We start from the raw sequence: 19018 nt of genomic DNA, 5'->3' as shown, positions 1-19018 counted from the left end.
CCCGACTTCAGTCGTTATCCGGATTGTTCAACGTCACAACTTCAGTCGTTATCTCCACTTATTCTCACCACCAATCCATCAATTTCCAATCTCCCTAACCCCGATTAATACGTTCTAATTCCCAAGAAAATCGAAAGGGCGCATAACTTGCGCCCCCACTCATTCAAGAATTTATGATTTGTAATATCCTTAAAAACGGCTAATTGAGTTGACCCTATCCTAACTTGAGAAAAACTGAGCGCTTCCCATCTTAGTCTGGTCATGATGGGGGTATAAATGACAAAATCCGGTGAATTACGCCACCTCTTGATGACCGATCGCCCGGTCGATGAAACGCTTCCCCGCAGCGATCGCCACCTCGGGAGTGGGATAGGGTTTCATATCGCTGAGGACCTCGGTTTCCGAGGCAAGGCACAGGGGACGGTATCCATCAGTTCCGGGAAAGACCAAAATGGTCCAATCCCGATAGTTGACCTGATGGGGTTTTGCCGTTTGCAAGTCCCGATTTGGGTTCATGATTGCCCTTCCTTTTTAATAAACCGTCTTAACATACAGGACATTATCCAGAGATTCCGTCACCGAACAAACAACCGGACCCCCGGACTCCCGGACAGAAGACCCAGGAATGCCAGTTTAAGGGTTTTTTCTTCCAAGAATTTCCCTCCAGGAAATTCGCCAGGGTTCTGGATCTGAGCAGATACTGTCTCATCTCGTCTGATACCCAATCCGGTTGTTAAAAGTCTGTAAAAACCCGCAGGCTGAAGCCCGGAGGCTATACGGACGAAGCCCGCCTGCGCGGGCTAAAAGCGAAAACTGACTTTTAACAACCGGATTTGGGATCATACCAAATCCGGTTGTTAAAAGTCGATTTTCATCGATCAGCCTGCGGAGGCAGGCTTCGTCTGTGTAGCCCCAGGCTTCAGCCTGCGGGTTTTTACCTCATACTGATGCTCTATGCCTGTTGGATCCGGCAGATGGCGCGTCGTTATAATAAGGAAGGCAACGCCGGACTGGGCGATCGCCGTCATGAGAATCCGGGTGTCAAACCCTTGCTGTCTCCCCAACCGGAAACCGAATTATGGGAAGCACTCCAAGGCCCTCCTCCCAATGGGAGATTGTAGAATAGTCGCACCGTTGCAGATTGGATAGGGGAAGGGATTGCCCGTCCGGTGGTCGTGCAACGGGGATGGGACTACCGCCAACCGATGGAAGCAAGATTGGTGACGGCGGGGACTCTCAACGGATCAGACCGCCTCATGGACTCCCAGACCCATCCCACTCAAAAATAGTCCAATTCCGAGTAGAATCTTTGCGGGGTTAGGAGTCAGGAGACTGGCCAGTTAAATTAACTAGGATGCCAACCTCTCTAGGTCCTGCGCTGCCACTTTCCCTCTGTGATTACCTACTGTGTACACTCATGTCTGCAAATTCTTCTGGGCAACATCCGCCGGTCCCTTGGCATACATTCGACATTGATACGACCCTGGAAAAACTCCAGGTTGATCCCACGACGGGTTTAACTGCTGCGGAGGCATCGGAACGCTTGCAGCAATATGGCCCCAATGAACTGGAAGAAACTGCGGGTCGCAGTCCCTGGATTATTTTATTCGATCAGTTCAAAAACATTATGTTGTTGATGCTGATTGCGGTGGCCTTTATTTCAGGGTTTTTGTCCCTGCAGCAGGGGGAGTTTCCCAAGGATGCGGTGGCGATTATGCTGATCGTGATTCTGAATGGGGTATTGGGCTATCTTCAGGAAACCAAGGCGGAAAAAGCTCTCGCTGCGTTGAAAAGTATGGCCTCTCCCCAGGTCCGAGTTCTGCGGGATGGCAAACTGCTGGAAGTCGCTTCAACGGATCTGGTCCCGGGAGATATTATGTTTTTGGAAGCGGGGGTGCAGGTGGCCGCTGATGGCAGACTCTTAGAAGAGTCTAACCTGCAAGTGCGCGAGTCCGCTTTGACGGGGGAGGCGCATTCGGTGGAAAAGGATGCGCCGATCGATCTGCCGGAGAATACATCCCTGGGCGATCGCGTGAATTTGGTCTTTTGTGGCACGGAAGTGGTCAAGGGACGGGCCAAGGCGATCGTGACTGGGACCGGAATGCGGACGGAACTGGGCAAAATTGCCACGATGATTCAGGGGGTGGAAAGTGAAGATACTCCCCTGCAACAACGGATGACCCAACTCGGGAATGTGTTGGTCACCGGGTCCTTAATTCTCGTGGCGATCGTGGTGATTGGGGGGACCCTGGTCCAGGGAATGTCCGCATTTAATCATCTGTTAGAAATTTCCCTGAGTATGGCGGTGGCGATCGTCCCGGAGGGGTTACCGGCAGTGATTACGGTGACTCTGGCCCTGGGGACCCAACGCATGGTTAAGCGTCACGCCTTGATTCGCAAACTGCCTGCGGTGGAAACCCTGGGGAGTGTCACAACAATTTGCTCAGATAAAACCGGCACGTTAACTCAAAATAAAATGGTGGTCCAAGGGGTGGAAACTCCCAGTCACAGCTTGAGAGTGACGGGAGAAGGATATGAACCCACGGGCGATTTTTTAGGGGCAGATGAGACAAAAATTGGGGTGGGTGAGTTGGGGGAGTATCCCGAACTGGAAACCCTGCTGTTGAGTTGTGTGCAGTGCAATGATGCAGTGTTGCAGTATGAAAATAATGACTGGGCAATTGTGGGGGACCCGACGGAAGGGGCTTTACTGGTTCTAGCGGGTAAGTTGGAATTCACCGGCGATCGCCTCTCTCCCCAACTGCCTCGAATCAGTGAGTTTCCCTTCTCCTCGGAACGCAAACGGATGAGTGTCATCTGTGAAGTTTCCAATCCCGAATCTGAGGTAATTACTCAGGATTCAACCCCATTTGTGATGTTTACCAAGGGGTCTCCAGAATTAACCTTAAACTGTTGTAGCCAAGTTCTCATCGGTAACCAGATTCAACCCATTTCTGAGGCCCAAAGACAGCAGGTTTTAGACCAGAATAATGATTTAGCCGCTAGGGGGTTGCGCGTTCTGGGGTTTGCTTATAAACCGTTAAGGGAAGAACCGCCCGAGGGTTCGGAAGACCAGACAGAACAGGATTTAGTCTGGTTGGGAATGGTGGGAATGTTAGATGCACCCAGACCGGAAGTGCGTGAGGCGGTGGTGAAATGTCGCAAGGCAGGGATTCGTCCGATTATGATTACGGGGGATCATCAACTCACGGCGATCGCCATTGCCCAGGATTTGGGAATTGCTCAAGAAGGCGATCGGGTTCTCATCGGTCAAGAGTTGGAAGGAATGCCCCAGGAGGAGTTAGAACGAGAGGTGGATCGCGTCAGTGTATATGCCCGAGTCTCTCCGGAACATAAGCTCAGAATCGTCCAAGCGTTGCAAAAACGGGGTAAATTTGTCGCTATGACCGGGGACGGGGTAAACGATGCACCGGCCCTCAAACAAGCGGATATCGGGATTGCAATGGGGATTACGGGAACCGATGTGAGCAAAGAGGCCAGCGATATGGTCCTGCTGGATGATAATTTTGCCACCATTGTCGCCGCGACGGAAGAAGGGCGGGTGGTTTATACCAATATTCGCCGGTTTATTAAATACATTCTCGGGTCTAATATTGGAGAACTGCTGACGATCGCTGCTGCACCCCTGTTGGGATTACCCGGCGTTCCCCTCACGCCGTTACAAATTCTCTGGATGAATCTGGTTACTGATGGGTTTCCCGCTTTAGCATTGGCAGTCGAACCCCCAGAACCGGATGTGATGAATCGTCCCCCTTTTAGTCCTCGGGAGAATATTTTTGCTCGGGGGTTGGGGTTGTATATGGTGCGCATTGGGATTGTTTTTGCAATTATTTCCATTGCCTTAATGATGGTAGCCTATTCCTACACACACACCGTTGTTGGTGAAGGACTCTCTCCGGACCGTTGGAAAACGATGGTGTTCACAACCTTGTGTATTGCTCAAATGGGTCATGCGATCGCGGTTCGATCCAATACTCAGCTAACGATTCAATTAAATCCGTTCTCGAATCCGTTTGTCTTCGGGGCGGTGATTATCACCACAATTCTCCAGCTTATGCTAATTTATGTCGCCCCGTTACGAGCATTTTTTGGAACTCATTGGTTGACGCTGACTGAATTGGGAATTTGTTTAGGATTTAGTTCCTTGTTGTTTATTTGGGTGGAGATGGAAAAGGTATTTTTTCGGTTGTTTTATCGCGGGAAAAAGTAAAAATTCCATACCGGCGGGGGTTCAAACCCCCGCCTAAAAGCTCAAGTCGGTTGAAACCGACTGCTCATCTTATCCCCTGATGTTTTTAGTCGGATTTATCCGACTTTAGCTATGACGCGGGGGTTTGAACCCCCGGCGGTTGTGTGGGGATAACGACTGAAGTCGTTACTACGAACATTCAATTTTTTATTGAGGGTAGGGGTTGGTTTTATTTTAATAAACTTGATTTAATTATGTTTGTAAAACAACTGCATTTGAGACAGTTTAGGAATTATCAGGAACAGGAAATTGAGTTGAATGCCCCGAAGACCATTTTAGTGGGGGATAATGCTCAGGGGAAAACCAATGTTTTGGAAGCATTGGGGTTACTTTCGACCTTGAAGAGTTCTCGGGTTTCTCGCGATCGCGATTTAGTTCGGGAGGGAGAACCCCAGGGACAAATTATCGGCCTGGTATCTCGGGAATATCGGTCAGTTAAATTGGGAGTTGTCCTGCGTCGGACTGGACGGCGAACGATCTCCGTAGATGAAGAAACCTGTCGGCGGAATGTGGATTTTTTGGGTCTGTTAAATGTGGTTCAGTTTTCGAGTTTGGATTTGGAATTGGTCCGGTCCGGTCCGGAAACTAGGCGCAATTGGTTAGATGGATTGTTGGTCCAGCTTGAGCCGATTTATGCTCATATTTTACAGCAATATAATAAGGTTTTAAAACAAAGAAATGCGTTATTAAAAGAGATTAGAAGTGCGGAGGCCCGGGGAGAGAAATCTTATCTAGGTCAGGAACATCAGGCGCAATTGGGGTTATGGGATGCTCAATTGGCGACGATTGGAGTCCGGGTGATGCAGCGGCGATCGCGGGCGTTAGACCGATTGGTTCCCATTGCCGAAACCTGGCACGCGGCGATTAGTGGGCGAGTGGAATCTTTATGTATTCATTATGCTCCGAATGTGGAAGGAATGCAAGATAAAGCGTTGCGAGATCATCCCCAACAGGCGATGCAGGCATTTTTAGAAAAACTCCAATCCCGGGCATTGGCAGAATCATTTCAAGGCACAACGCTGGTCGGTCCCCACCGCGATGAGATTGAGTTCACCCTCAACGAACTCCCGGTGAAACAATTCGCTTCCCAGGGTCAACAACGCACCCTAGTTTTAGCCTTAAAATTGGCAGAACTAAAACTGATTGAAGAAATCGTGGGAGAACCGCCGGTTTTACTCCTAGATGATGTTCTCGCTGAGTTAGACCCCAAGCGGCAAAACCAACTTTTGGAAGCGATTCAAGACCGATTTCAAACGGTAATTGCGACGACTCATTTAGGCGGATTTGAACATGATTGGATTAATTCTGCCCAAATTCTCACGGTGAAAGCGGGGGAAATTTTTCCCTAAACCGGGGGCCCGCAGGCTGAAGCCTGGGGCTACACGGACAAAGCCCGCCTGCGCGGGCTACTCTATTACAACAATTTTTTATACCCGGATTTGGTATGATACCAAATCCCGTTGTACTCGACCTATTTTACTCTTCAGCCTGCGTAGGCAGGCTTCGTCCGTGTAGCCCCAGGCTTAAGCCTGCGGGTTTTTACTCCGTATGCCAGGGGAATAAATTCGTGCTATCTAAACGCCAAAAAACCAAATCAAAACACACTCAACTCGGTCAACAACCCGCTGTTTCAGTTAACTTCCCGGATTTTATTCCGTCTCCACCCCCTCGGCATCCCCTCGATGTGGTTTATGAACAGTTTAGTAAACCCCAACTCAACTTAATTTTTAAAAAAGACGAACCCTCGATTTATGTCCGTCATACCGAGGGGCAAATTGTCCAAGGAAATTATCAAGTTGAAAAGGTCTTTGAAGATAGAATTACGGGATTTTATGCCGAGGGTCGAGTTCCTTTATCGGGCAATGCACCCCCGGTATTAGTGATTCGGGGATATGGGACTTGGTATCCGTTGGATGGAGTCTTTCAAGATACCCCAGATGTGTTTATTGCTCACCTCAATTGGCAATCGAAAGCGGCGGAAACCCAAGGGGCGGTAGAGTGGATTACGGAAAAATGTCAACAGGGCGATCGCCCGGATGTGATTGGCGAAAGTCTCGGGGGCAAAATCGCCCAACAACTGGGGGTTAAATACCGCGATCGCATTCGTTCCGTTGTCACCTTTAATCCCTTAGGAGTTTCCCGCAAGTTAGCCCAATCTACTCCTCATCCCTCGGTATTTCATTACTTTACCCTCGGAGAACGTTACGCATTTTGGGCCAATCAAGGGGAATTCATTCCGGGGACAATTTTGCAAATCTCTAAACGAGGAACTCGGTCCTGGAAATACCGACTCACCGAATGGTTGATTCAGCGGACTCCCTCCCCCCTGGAAACCTTTAAAAGTCGCCATTGTTTCGGTCGAATCATCGAGATTATTGAGCGTCTGGTTGTCCAATTGATTCTCGTTTATCGCCATAATGGGTTAATTTTTACCCATCGCAATCCCGTGGTTCGGGTTGTGGATTTAAAAGAGTTACTCCCCTGAGCTAAAATAAACTTATCCCCTAAAGCGTGGGGCGACTCCACCCAGTCTGCCTCGATGGGGTCAAATGAACATTTCACCGGATGAGTTGCGGTTTTAGTAAAAATAATTATTATGTCAATCATTGTTGCCGAACATCTCAGTAAAGTTTATCCCGTTGCCATCAAAGAACCGGGACTCAAAGGGACTCTGAATCACTTTTTTCACCGGACCTATCGGAATATCGAAGCGGTAAAAGATGTTTCGTTTCAAATTCAACCCGGGGAAGTTGTAGGATTTTTAGGACCCAATGGGGCGGGAAAAACTACGACTTTAAAAATGTTAACCGGGCTAATTCATCCCTCTAGTGGGCGGGTGGAGGTGGCGGGTTATATGCCTTTTCAACGCAAAGAAGCATTTTTGCAAAAAATTACCTTAGTCATGGGACAAAAGCAACAATTACTCTGGGATTTACCCGCCTTAGATTCCTTGCGAATTAATGGGGTGGTGTATGGGATTCCGGAGAAAGAATGTCGAAAACGCATTGGGGAATTAACAGAAATGCTTTCTTTGCAAGGAAAACTGAATCAACCTGTGCGAAAACTCTCCCTCGGGGAACGGATGAAAGCGGAATTGATGGCGGCATTGTTGCACAATCCTGATGTACTATTTTTGGATGAACCGACTCTGGGATTAGATGTCAATGGACAAGCATCAGTCCGGGAGTTTTTACGGGAGTACAATCAGCGTACAGGGGCGACGATTCTGTTAACCAGTCATTACATGGCGGATATTACCGCCCTTTGCGATCGCGTGATTTTAATTTATGCCGGTCAACTGATTTATGATGGCAGTTTAGATGGCTTAATCGAACGATTTGCTCCCTATCGCGAGGTGCAGTTAGAGTTAACTCATGCGGTTACTGACCCGGAGAAATTGCGGCAACAAATCTCCCAGTATGGCGAAGTCGAAGAAATTGCGGGTCAGTCGGTGCGATTACTGGTGCGTCGGGATACCCTAACTGCTACGGTGAGTCAGATTTTAATAGAGTTTGAAATATTAGATTTGACCGTGACTGAACCCCCGATTGAAGAAGTGATTGGACGAGTCTTTACCGCAGGGGCGATCGGCTAACTAACCCTTTCCCTAGACCAGAAACCGGGTTTCTAACCCAAGTTTATGCCTATCATCAAAATTGTGTTAAGAAACCCGGTTTCTCAACCCTTTCCCTGGACCAATACCCTAATCTGTTAACCCCTAAAATTCATGAGACGTTTTTTCAGAATTGCTCCCACCTTATTCTCCGTTCATTATGCTTATATGCTGGAATACCGCGCCGAAGTTGTGCTATGGGCGCTGTCGGGTACTTTGCCGTTTATTTTAATGGGAATCTGGTTAGAAGCCTCTCAAACCGGCGATTTTGCCTTAAATCCCGTGCAGTTTGCTCGGTATTTTTTAGCGGCGTTTATTGTCCGACAATTCAATGTGGTGTGGGTGGTTTGGGAGTTTGAAAAAGAAGTGGTGGAAGGAAAACTCTCCATGCGGTTATTACAACCGTTGGACCCGGTGTGGCATCATGTTGCCGCCCATTTAGCAGAACGCGGTGCTCGCCTCCCCTTTGTTTGCGGCTTGATTTTAATCTTTTTTGCCTTATATCCCGATGCGTTTTGGCTGCCCGATTTAGGACGTTTTTTGTTGTGGATTGGGGTGGTTATGCTGGGATTTATCCTGCGATTTTTGATTCAATATACCTTTGCACTCCTGTGTTTTTGGATAGAACGGGCGAATGCGATCGAGCAATTTTGGTTTCTATTTTATCTGTTTTTTTCTGGCATGGTTGCGCCCTTAGAGGTGTTCCCGGAATCAGTGCGCCAAGTGGTTTTATGGACACCGTTTCCCTATATGATTCACTTTCCAGCAGCGTTATTGGTGGGATTACCTGTGAATGTTCTCCCGAGTCTTGCTATTATGTGCGGTTGGGTGGCAATCTTTTGGATTATTAATCGCTGGTTGTGGCGTCGCGGGTTGCGCCAATATTCCGGGATGGGGGCTTGATTTGAACTCAAATCATGGATTTGAGATTTAACGCGGTGTCATTGAGTTTTTGAATCCCGGTTTTGACGTGAGTCATACTCGTTGCGGTTTCGGCTGCTTCATGGGTGAGATCGTTCATGGCAGCCATCACCTGTTCGATCGCCAGGGATTGTTGTTGTGCGGTGAGGGCAATTTGCTGAGTATGTTCCACAATTTGTTCCATACCCCCGGCAATATCGGTAAATACTTCTGCGGTATTTTGAGCGATTTTCACCCCGGTTTCTACATTAGTTTGGCCCTCGTGAGCAGCCAGGGCCATTGAATTAACCGCCCGTTCAATATCTTGAACTAAGGTGGAAATATTCTGGGTGGATTGTTTACTGCGATCGGCGAGTTTTCTAATTTCCGAGGCAACTACGCCGAACCCTTTGCCATGCTCTCCGGCACGAACCGCTTCCACTGCTGCATTTAGCGCCAACATATTGGTTTCAGTGGCTAAAGTGCTGACTAAATTGGAGATGGTGCTAATTCTATTCGTCTGCTCATTTAAGCTGAAACTCCGGGAGGCGATCGCCTCTACTTTTTCTTTCAAAGTTTCCATTTCCTCAAAGGTTTGGGAAACCGCTTTGCTCCCTTCTTCTACTCGAATTAAGGCGTGTTTTCCCCCAATAGCCGCATTTTGTGCTTGTCGAGCCGATTCTGCGGAAGCGGCATTAATCCGATCAATCGCTACGGTTGTTTCTTGTACCGATGCCGACTGCTGCACCGTCATTCGTTCTTGCTGTTCAATGGTTGCCAACAGTTCGATGGAAAAGGAAGAAACCACCCCGGTAATCTCTCGAATAGACCCCAGCAAATTCTTTAAAATCAGACTCCCGAGTTGCAGGACAATCACCAAAGCAACCCCAGTAATCAGAATCGTCACAGTGCTGAGGGTATTAATCGGGGAAAAAACTACATCTTTCGGTGTGGCATAGACCAGAACAAGCCCATTTGTCAGACTTTGACTATTCGTAAAAATTGGATTATAGCTCATCACCCAATCGCTTCGTTCAGAAATAAATCCCGACTCAAAAGACAATAATTTTTGGCTAATCTTTTCCGGATAGTCTTGAACTATGGTCTCTTGGTTATTTAAATCAAACCCCCATTCTTTGCTTTCATTTCCGTGATAAATATAGTAGCCATCTTGATTGATAATAAACGCCTCATGGGAATCATCCTGCGTTTGTCCATCCACCATTTCTAAAAAAGAATCGGCAAAGACATTGGCAATAACAATTCCCCTTTTTTCTCCCGTTGCACTATAAATCGGGGTGCTGTAGCGAATTACGGGGGTATAAGGAACTTCTATTTGTCCATCTTCTCGATTCAAATTAATTTCAGAAACAAAAATTTCCCCGGAATTTAATTTCATCGTTTCGATAAAATATTCATGAGTTGCCTTGTTTTGAAGTTGGGAATCCGGTATGGTCCGAATCGTTCCATCTTTTAAGTCCATCCGGACCAACTCATTGCCATTCTCATCCAAATAGCGGAGTTGATAATAATAGGGCTTAGATTCTAGAAAAGAATAAAAAATGATTTCTAATCGATTTTTCCACTCTTGATAGGAAGACTTGTCTTGGGGGTCGATTCCTTGATTGGCTCTGGCTCTGACTATCCCTTGAACCGGAGGGGTTTGGCTGAGGTAAAAAACATCCGCTTTAACATTGTTTAGAAAAGAAGTAATTTTTGATTCACTATCTATCCCTTGCCGCGCCATTTGGTTATAGAGTAAGTCGGTTAAAACCTTCCGGTAGGATAGGTTGCTATATCCCCCGACGACTGCCGCCGGAATTAAGGTGCTCAAGAAAAGTAGAATCAAGAGCTTATTTTGAAATTTACTGAATAGTTGAGTAATCATCTGAGTCTCCACCTCTACCGTAAGGCACTAAATTATTCTGTAGGAGGTTTCAATTTCCAAACACCAATTCATGACATAATTCAAGCAGGGGCAAGCTGAATTAATAGAGGATTCTCTATGCTAGTGCCACTTTTATTCTTCGAGACTAGGGTAGTGAACCTCTAAAGTTGACCTGTTTGGGTTGAGTTACCTAAGTTATTGATTTAGTTCTTATTTTATACTAAAAGTCACCCCACCAACATCCGCTATTTTGCGGAAGTTTAGCCACTGCCTATCATCGGTTTAACCGGGCGTCCAAGCTCCGAAAAATAGGGGTATATTTTATCATAACAATACTAAATTGTCAAAAAAAAAGCCCTCTGAGCAAAGGAATCCAGGGTCAGGCGAGAGCGTAACGTTTGAAGTCCCGGACAAAGTGGAAATGGAAACAGGTTTTGACCTGCTAAAAAATTGCTGTGTGGGTTGCTCACCGCTGAATTTGGAGAGGCAAAGTCACCGTAAAGGTAGAACCGACATTCACTTCTGACAATACTTGAATATTGCCTTGCAACAACTGAACCAACCGCGACACGATCGCCAGTCCCAATCCTGTACTATTGGGAAGAAAGGTTTGATTGTCACTCATCACCCGAAAATACGGATTAAAAATCTCCGCTTGGTCTTTTTCATCAATCCCAACTCCCGTATCGCTAATGACGATTTTCCACTCCTGTTCAGAACTAATTTTGCACTCAATTCTAACCGTTCCTTCGTTGGTATAGCGCACTGCATTACTGAGCAAATTAGTCACAACCTGCTGTAACCGTAACGGGTCCGTCACAATTAGATCGGGAGATTGGTCACAATCCACCTCTAGGTTAATCTGTTTGTCTCGGGCCATTCCCTCTAACATTTCTACCGTTTGATGAATTAAATTTTTAGGAGAAACTTCAATTAAATTTAAGGGCATTTTACCTGAGTCATAACGGGAAATTTCTAAAACATCATTAATTAATTGCAGTAATTGTCTTCCGCTGCGAAGGACTCTTTCTATATGTTCCATATTGGGTGGAGAGTCGTTAATTTCAGGGAAATACTTTCGCTGTTGGCGTAAAAATAAATCCGAGTAGCCAATAATCGAATTCAATGGTGTTTTTAATTCGTGGGCGAGGTGAGCCAAATTTTCTTTACTCGACCGGACTAATCGGCTGAGTTCTTGATTGGTGAGATCAAGCTGGGTTTGCAAGTTGTCCAACTCCCGCAATCTTCCTTCTGTATAGCTGCGAAAACAGCGTCCTATGACTTCATCCATTGCCCGATCAATCAGGCGGATGATCCCTATAATTTCCTGGGGTTGAGCTCGTTCTAGTTCCTCCTCGATCGCGGAAATCATCAGCTTTCGAGCTAACCCATATTCTCGCGCAATTTCTTGAGGTTCGTAGCCTTGTTGTGCCCTAACATACCCGTGTTCCAAAGCCGATTGTAATAGATTCGCTTCCTCACCTTCTTCGGGAGGGGTGAGCAGAGAAGCGATCGCATCAATAACGTTAGGCAAAGTATCGCGAATCTCAGCATAGGGGAGTTTATCTGCTGTACTAATGCTCTCATCCTCCCGAACTACAGCAATCCATTGTTCGACAATCCTAGCTTTTTTATCACGTAATAATTTTGTAAACTCGTTCATTGATTTTTGGATGCCCTCAATGGGTTATAGCTTATTCATTTAGATTACCTTAACTCCAGCCCAATTGCTCGCGGTTATCCAATCAAGGTCCCTGAATTCTTCCGAATTTCCTCAATGGGCGATCGCTGCGCTACCCTAATAAAAACAGTGACTAATTTTGCTCGTTCCCAATTGCTTCTCTCAAATCCCCAATTGACATGAACCGATATTTGTCCACCCTCGCCCTATTTTGGAAAACTGCGATCGCCGCTGAACTCGAATATCGGGTCAATTTTGCGATCGCCGCCTTCAGCAGCCTCGGAAATCTCGCCGGGAGTTGGTTTGCCCTCTCCCTATTTTACGGCACGGACTACAATTTCGCAGGATGGCAATGGGAAGAATCCCTCGTGGTTTTAGGAGTATTTACCATTCTCCAAGGCTTTTCCGCCACCTTCCTCGCCCCTAATCTGAATAGCATTGTCAAACAAGTTCAGCAAGGCACTCTGGATTTTGTGCTGCTGAAACCCATTAGTTCTCAATTTTGGCTATCGGGACGGACGATTTCCCTTTGGGGAATACCGGATATGATTTTAGGCTTACTCCTGATTTTTTATGCAGGTAGTACCCTGAATTTAGACCCGATTAACTACCTTATCAGTTTAATTCCCCTACTCTTTGGGGCCATCAGCCTCTATAGTCTGTGGTTTATGCTAGGTGCGCTGAGTATTTGGTTTGTAAAAATCTATAATGTGACTCAGGTGCTCAGAGGATTACTGGAAGCGGGTCGATTTCCAATGGTTGCCTATCCCACTGCCTATCGCTTTTTCTTCACCTTCATTGTCCCCGTCGCTTTTCTCACTACGGTCCCGGCAGAGTCCGTTTTGGGACGGGTCGAAGTCAGTTGGATTGCGGGGGCGGCCTTGTTGGCGATCGCCCTCTTCTTGGCTTCGATGGCATTTTGGCGGTTTGCCCTCCGGTTTTATACTAGCGCCTCCAGTTAGCCGCAAAAGGGGGTAGAGACGGAAAATTCCCCACCTCTACCCGGATTACGCCTGCGGATTGACACCTTCAATTTTTATAACGGGAGACAGCAGGGAAGCACAATCTTTAAAAGAGACCTAACCCCCAGCCCCCTTCCCTTCTAGGGACGGGGGCTGGGGGGTTAGGTCAGTCTGGGCGATCGAGGGAACATGATATTATACTCCTAAGAGGAGAGGGCCACCGCAGAGGTGGTCCGGGGGCTGGGGGGTTAGGTCTCTTGAACAAATTGAGATGCTCCCGCTAGGAGTCTGTTCAGCGAACTCGCATTCCTAGATTACCGTTGCTTCAAAACCACAAGCGTAATATCATCAAACACCTTTTGCTCACCAATAAACTCCCGGACGTTATCAATCGTCATCTGCTGAATCTCTTCTACAGACCGATGCCAATTTTGCGAGACCACCTCACAAAGGCGTTCTAACCCATATTGCTCATGTGCTGGATTTGCCGCTTCCGTAATCCCATCGGTGTAGAGAACGGCTCCATCTCCTGGATTTAACTGCACTTGAGCTTGGGCAATAAAATCGTTAACCTCCATCACTAATCCAATCGGAAATCCTAAATCAACCGTGTCAATTCGTTCAATCTCTCCATTAGCCCGAACAATCAGAATTTCTTCATGTTGTCCACTAATTCGCAGAATGCCATCGGTATAATCCACCAAGGCTAAGGTCAGATTTTTATCCGACTGCATCCGCTCGACGTTATCGTAAAGGGTGCGGTTGATGGTACTCAAAAATTTAACATAATCGGTTTCATTATTGGCTAGTAAAGTCCGGACTGCGGTTTGGACCATGACCATAACCATCCCAGATTCTAGGCCATGTCCGGTGACATCGCCGATGCCAATTTTCACTCGTCCATCATAGTTGAGGACATCGTAGTAATCTCCCCCCACTTCATCTGCCGGTTCCATAAACCCGGCGATTTCCAACTGAGGAATCTGCTGCAACTCTTCCGTTCGAGGTAGCATTTTTTGTTGCAGTTGCCGGGTGACATTGAGTTCGGCACTCATGCGGAGGTTGTCCGATTTCAGTATCTCATTCAAGGCGATGATTTCGGTATTTGCTGCCGCGAGTTGGGCGGTCCGTTCGATGACTTTATCTTCTAAGGTGCGATAAAGTTGAGCATTTTCTAGGGAGATAGCGGCTTGAGCGGAAATGATTTGTAACAGTTCAATTCGTTCTGGAGTAAATGCGCCAGTGGCGAGGTTATTTTCTAGGTAGAGAATGCCAATTAGTTTGCCTTGGTTGATAATAGGAACACAGAGAACCGACTGGGGTTGCTGTTGGAGAATGTAAGGTTCGCCGGTGAAGAGTCCTTCTCGGGTGGCATCGGCGAGGATGACGTTTTCTTGGGTTCGAGTGACGTAGTTGATGATACCGGGGGGAACTAAATTGCCGGTGTTTAGGGGGAGGGATTCTAGGATTTGAACGGCGCTGTCGGGGAGTTTGGCGGCGGCGATTTTGAGTTGGTTATTGTCAGATAAAATCAGGATGCCTTTTTGAGCACCGGCATTTTCAATGGCAAGATTGAGGAGTTGGGCCAGCAGTTGATCGAGTTTGATTTCGCTGCTTATGGCTTGTGAGGCTTTGAGCACCGTAGTGAGATCCAGACTTTCGCCAGCACTGCTGCCCGTGGTGGAGGTGGAGGAGGATGTCCCCTGAGTTGTCGTACTGCCCGGGGTTTTGGGGGTTTGGAGGTTCAGGAGTTGGGGATAGCGGTTTTCCAGGTGTTGGACTTTGGCTGTGGCACCCCAGCGTTGATAAGTATAGTGGGCGTCTTGGAGGTAGTACCGGGCGAGGTGAGTATTCTGGATGGAGAGGTAGAATCGGGCGGCGAGTTCGTAGGATAAGGCTTCTTCGTTGAGGTATTCATGTTCTTTGGCTAGGGTTATAGCGCGATCGTAGGCGTCTCGCGCATGGGAAACATTACCTGAAATTCGGGCGCGTTCGGCTTCAACCAGTTCATATTTGTGTTGGTAGTTCATGGGGGCTTGTTGTACCCAGCGGTGCATTTTTTCCTGGTTGGCGGCGACTTTTTCCAGGATGCCCGGTTGTTCGGGTTTGGGGGTTTCGGGATAGAGGGCCAGATGGGTGAGGGAATGGTAGAAATAAAATTCGGCCACGGAGGGGGTGGCAATCATGGCATTTAAATATTGTTCGGCGATCGCCGCATTTTCTAGGGCTTGAGCATACTCACCAAAGGAATAGGAAAGGATGAATTTATGCAGATGTAAGTCACCGATTCCATAACGGTCTGAGGTTTCCCGCATGATGGGTAACAAAGCCGTTTCGTTATAGGCTTCTCCGACTAATAAACAGGGATTTTCAGCCTGACCCATCCAATTTAAGACGACTTGCCAATAACGGTTGTGATAGCTGAGAATGAGGTTTTGATTGATGCGGGCGATCGCCTCGCTATATTTCGCCATTTCCCGTTCAACGAAGGGAAGTTCTTTTCCAATCCAGTAGGAATAGGAGGAATAGCCGTAAGCATCAAAGGCTGCAAACAACAAATCTCCGTTTTCCAGTCCACTTTGATAGCCTTCCAAAAAAGGCGCTAATGTTTCTTTGAGATGTTCTTTCCAATGGATGGAAAAATAAAAAACCAAAAAGAACACTGCTGATTTGATTTTTTTGACTTCAAACCGCTCCAGCAGTTTTAAGGCAAGTTTGGCAAATTGATAGCCGGAATCAATATCGAAAACCACCCCGCACAAGACGATTCCGTAAGAAGCATATCCCTGGGCGGAGAGGGGCGTATTCCCATATTGAAGGGAGAGTTGCACCATTTTTAAGGCGCAGAGGGTGAACAAAGCCGGGTTGCTATCATAAGCCGGATGAATGACATCAAATAGCAAATCCATAGCGGCTTGCTTTTCGGGATCGGTCATCTCCGGGAGGTCGATTAACGCCTCAATTTGCTGTCCTTCCCAGGCGGTTTGGGTTACGCCTAACTCTTGGCCGATATCGGCTGGAGTGGGCTGTTCCGCCAGGGAAATTCCTAATTCTTGTAAACTTTCCAACCCATTTCTAATCGCTTCGGGAAGGAGTTGCTGGTTGGCATATCCGAGAACCAATGCTCGATAGACTTTGACCTTATCCAGGACGCTATGAGCCTGATTTTTGACATGATTTGCGAAGTCTTCCATGCGCTGGAAATCATCGCTGAGATAGGCGGATTCTGTGGCTTCTTGATAGAGGGATAAGGTTAATTCATATTGAGATTGCCAACAATTTTCGGTTAACAGATTTAAGCCTAAAACCAAGTAGTTGAAGGCGGTTTGATAGGCAGCAGAGGCTTTGGCTTTTTTACCGGCTTTGAGGTTGAGGTGGGCGAGTTCTTCAGCTTGGGCGGGTTCAGTAATGCGATCGCGACCTTGGTTGAGTTGATTGACGAGGGCAAATATTTTGACTTCCCGGTCTTCCACCGGAGTATTTTGCAACAGCAATTGTCCAATTTGCCAATGAACCGAGGGTTTTTCGGTGTCTGGAATTAAGGAATAGGCGGCTTGTTGGATGCGATCGTGAGCAAATTTATAGTCAATATTTAAGCGCTCTGGGACCCCTGCTACATCGGTTTCAATTAAGTTGTAATTTTCACTCAGGGGAAGAATAAATCCCTCGTCCATTGCGGCATTTAAGGCCCGCGCCGTTTCTCGGTTTGAGCGGGCTGCCACCAACCCTAATGTCCTTAAATCAAATTCATTGCCAATACAAGCCGCTAATCGTAAGGCCGTTTGCGTTTCGGGGGACAGTTTATTGAGTTTTGCTGCCATCAAATCCACAACATTATCGGCAATCGGTTGGGCTTGAATGCGTTGAATATCCCATTGCCATTCCCCATTTTTAGCATCAAATATCAGTAATCCTTCGCTATATAAACCTTTGAGAAATTCGGTAATAAAGAAGGGATTACCCCCCGTCTTAGCCTGGATTAATTCACCCAAGGGTTGCACCTGGTTCGGTGTCTGATGCAGGGTATCTGCGATTAACTGAGTAACGTCAGCCAGTGCTAGGGGTTTGAGGGAAATTTCGCTAATATTAGCTCTTTCTTTTTTAATTTCTTCTAGGGTTAGCATCAGGGGATGGGCCGCACTCACTTCGTTATCCCGATAAGCCCCAATGACAAATAAGTATTGACTTTCTGGCGCAGTCATCACCCGTTGCAGCAATTTTAGGGATGCACTATCCGCCCATTGCAAATCATCTAAGAAAATGGCCAGGGGATGTTCGGGTTGGGTAAAGACGGTGATAAAATTTTGGAAAACGAAATTAAAGCGGTTTTGAGCTTCGGTTGGGGTCAGTTCGGGGACCGGGGTTTGGGAACCAATAATGGTTTCAATTTCCGGGATAACTTCACTGATGACTTGTCCATTAGCACCCAAAGCCGTTTGCAATTTTTCCCGCCATTGGATAATCTCCGATTCACTTTCGGTCAGCAGTTGTTTGATTAAGGACCGAAAGGCTTGAATTAGGGAAGCGTAGGGAATATTGCGTTGGAATTGGTCAAATTTTCCGGCGATAAAATAGCCGTGGGACCGGGTAATGGGTTTATAAATTTCTTGGACTAAAGCTGTTTTTCCGATGCCCGAATAGCCGGAAACTAAGGTGAGTTCGGTGGTAAGCGCTTGCTGTTCGTTGGGGGTAATAATGCGCTCAAATGCAGCCAGGAGGTTGGCGACTTCTCCTGCTCTGCCGTAGAGTTTTTGCGGGATTTGCAAGCGATCGGAAATATCCTGGCTCCCTAGGGGGAAGGGCTGGATAGTTCCGCTAGTTTGCCATTGAGCATAGCAGGTTTCTAAATCCGCTTTAAGTCCCCAAGCCGATTGGTAACGGTCCTCGGCATTTTTGGACATCAATTTGAGGACGATGTTGCCGAGAGTTTCGGGAATTTCAGGGTTAAGGGTTTGCGGTGGGGTGGGTTGTTTGGCGAGATGGGAATGCACCAAATCAATCGGTTCGGTATTATTGAAGGGCAGCTGTCCGGTGAGGATTTGATACAAGGTGACCCCGAGGGAATAAAAATCTGTACGATAGTCGGTGGTCCGGTTCATCCGTCCGGTTTGTTCCGGTGAAATATAGGCGAGGGTTCCTTCTAGGACATTGGGGTGACTGAGGCTGGGATTTTCTTTAGAAAGTAGGGTAGAAATGCCAAAGTCAATCAGTTTTACTTGCCCAGTTTGGGGATTAAAAACGATGTTGGAAGGATTAATATCTTTGTGAATAATATGCCGGTGATGAATTTCACCCAAAATCTCAATAATTTGAATAGCTACGGGAAAAATTTCTCCGAGAGAAAAACGCTGCTTATGTAGCAACTGGGCGAGAGACTCGGCCCCAAAATCTTCGAGAACGATCGCCACGCGATCTCCATAAGTGATAAACCGATACACCTCGATCACTCCGGGCAAATTCAGCCCCCGCGTGAGTTCATACTCCCGTTTAAACCGGGCTATTCTCTCCGGCGGTGGATAGGCTTGTTTGAGGAGTTTGATAATAACGGATTGCCGATCTCCTGACCTAACTGCCCGATAGGTCAGGGAATTGCTACTTTCATGCAGTTGTTCCGTAATTTTGTAGTCTAAAATTGTTACCATAATTGTTTTTTTTAATCCAGTTCGCGGCTATTTAATCCGGGAGGAACGACTCAATCCGTCTC

Annotated in this window: 11 protein-coding genes; 7 read left to right on the top strand and 4 right to left on the bottom strand. The window is 47.1% G+C overall.

The features are described from left to right. Positions 1-294: 294 nt before the first annotated feature. Positions 295-516 (bottom strand): hypothetical protein, encoded by a 222-nt coding sequence (locus NG833_RS24945; protein ID WP_254567979.1) that lies wholly within the window; start codon positions 514-516, stop codon positions 295-297. A 431-nt stretch (positions 517-947) separates the two neighbouring features. On the opposite strand from NG833_RS24945, the gene NG833_RS24940 reads away from it, so the two are divergent. From NG833_RS24940 to NG833_RS24915, 6 genes are all read left to right on the top strand, one after another. Continuing rightward, a complete protein-coding gene (locus NG833_RS24940; RefSeq protein WP_254567978.1) occupies positions 948-1121 on the top strand; it encodes a hypothetical protein in 174 nt (57 codons plus the stop codon). Between the two features lie 296 nt (positions 1122-1417). Continuing rightward, positions 1418-4231: a cation-translocating P-type ATPase gene (locus NG833_RS24935; protein WP_254567977.1), complete on the top strand. Its 2814-nt coding sequence runs from the start codon at positions 1418-1420 to the stop codon at positions 4229-4231. 233 nt (positions 4232-4464) lie between these two features. After that, complete coding sequence (gene recF / locus NG833_RS24930) at positions 4465-5619, top strand: DNA replication/repair protein RecF (protein WP_254567976.1); 1155 nt, start codon at positions 4465-4467, stop codon at positions 5617-5619. A gap of 218 nt (positions 5620-5837) precedes the next feature. After that, entirely contained in the window at positions 5838-6755 is a 918-nt protein-coding gene (locus NG833_RS24925; protein WP_254567975.1) for an alpha/beta hydrolase, read from the top strand. Positions 6756-6866: 111 nt separating this feature from the next. After that, positions 6867-7865, top strand: coding sequence for an ATP-binding cassette domain-containing protein (locus NG833_RS24920; protein ID WP_254567974.1), 999 nt, complete (start codon positions 6867-6869; stop codon positions 7863-7865). A gap of 132 nt (positions 7866-7997) precedes the next feature. After that, positions 7998-8786 carry an ABC-2 family transporter protein gene (locus NG833_RS24915; protein ID WP_254567973.1) on the top strand — a complete coding sequence of 263 codons (789 nt, stop codon included), beginning with the start codon at positions 7998-8000 and terminating at the stop codon, positions 8784-8786. A gap of 7 nt (positions 8787-8793) precedes the next feature. Here the strand turns inward: NG833_RS24915 and NG833_RS24910 are convergent, their stop codons facing one another. Beyond that, positions 8794-10671, bottom strand: a complete 1878-nt coding sequence (locus NG833_RS24910) for a methyl-accepting chemotaxis protein (RefSeq protein ID WP_254567972.1) — start codon at positions 10669-10671, stop codon at positions 8794-8796. Positions 10672-11137: 466 nt separating this feature from the next. Continuing rightward, positions 11138-12334, bottom strand: a complete 1197-nt coding sequence (locus tag NG833_RS24905; protein WP_254567971.1) for a sensor histidine kinase — start codon at positions 12332-12334, stop codon at positions 11138-11140. Positions 12335-12531: 197 nt separating this feature from the next. Here NG833_RS24905 and NG833_RS24900 point away from each other — a divergent pair, with 197 nt between their 5' ends. After that, on the top strand, positions 12532-13314 hold the full coding sequence (locus NG833_RS24900; RefSeq protein ID WP_254567970.1) for an ABC transporter permease: 783 nt from the start codon (positions 12532-12534) through the stop codon (positions 13312-13314). Positions 13315-13628: 314 nt separating this feature from the next. Here the strand turns inward: NG833_RS24900 and NG833_RS24895 are convergent, their stop codons facing one another. Beyond that, positions 13629-18956: an AAA family ATPase gene (locus NG833_RS24895; protein ID WP_254567969.1), complete on the bottom strand. Its 5328-nt coding sequence runs from the start codon at positions 18954-18956 to the stop codon at positions 13629-13631. Positions 18957-19018 lie beyond the last annotated feature (62 nt).

This window comes from Oscillatoria sp. HE19RPO (assembly GCF_024220515.1).
GTDB lineage: Bacteria > Cyanobacteriota > Cyanobacteriia > Cyanobacteriales > Laspinemataceae > Laspinema.
Note: the sequence above shows the minus strand (reverse complement) of the source record. Positions and strands in the feature narration are given on the sequence as shown.

What these genes read in the sequence shown, in the direction of transcription:
- NG833_RS24945 (WP_254567979.1), bottom strand. Translation starts at nt 516, where the DNA reads ATGAACCCAAATCGGGACTTGCAAACGGCAAAACCCCATCAGGTCAAC.
- NG833_RS24940 (WP_254567978.1), top strand. Translation starts at nt 948, where the DNA reads ATGCTCTATGCCTGTTGGATCCGGCAGATGGCGCGTCGTTATAATAAG.
- NG833_RS24935 (WP_254567977.1), top strand. Translation starts at nt 1,418, where the DNA reads ATGTCTGCAAATTCTTCTGGGCAACATCCGCCGGTCCCTTGGCATACA.
- recF (WP_254567976.1), top strand. Translation starts at nt 4,465, where the DNA reads ATGTTTGTAAAACAACTGCATTTGAGACAGTTTAGGAATTATCAGGAA.
- NG833_RS24920 (WP_254567974.1), top strand. Translation starts at nt 6,867, where the DNA reads ATGTCAATCATTGTTGCCGAACATCTCAGTAAAGTTTATCCCGTTGCC.
- NG833_RS24915 (WP_254567973.1), top strand. Translation starts at nt 7,998, where the DNA reads ATGAGACGTTTTTTCAGAATTGCTCCCACCTTATTCTCCGTTCATTAT.
- NG833_RS24910 (WP_254567972.1), bottom strand. Translation starts at nt 10,671, where the DNA reads ATGATTACTCAACTATTCAGTAAATTTCAAAATAAGCTCTTGATTCTA.
- NG833_RS24905 (WP_254567971.1), bottom strand. Translation starts at nt 12,334, where the DNA reads ATGAACGAGTTTACAAAATTATTACGTGATAAAAAAGCTAGGATTGTC.
- NG833_RS24900 (WP_254567970.1), top strand. Translation starts at nt 12,532, where the DNA reads ATGAACCGATATTTGTCCACCCTCGCCCTATTTTGGAAAACTGCGATC.
- NG833_RS24895 (WP_254567969.1), bottom strand. Translation starts at nt 18,956, where the DNA reads ATGGTAACAATTTTAGACTACAAAATTACGGAACAACTGCATGAAAGT.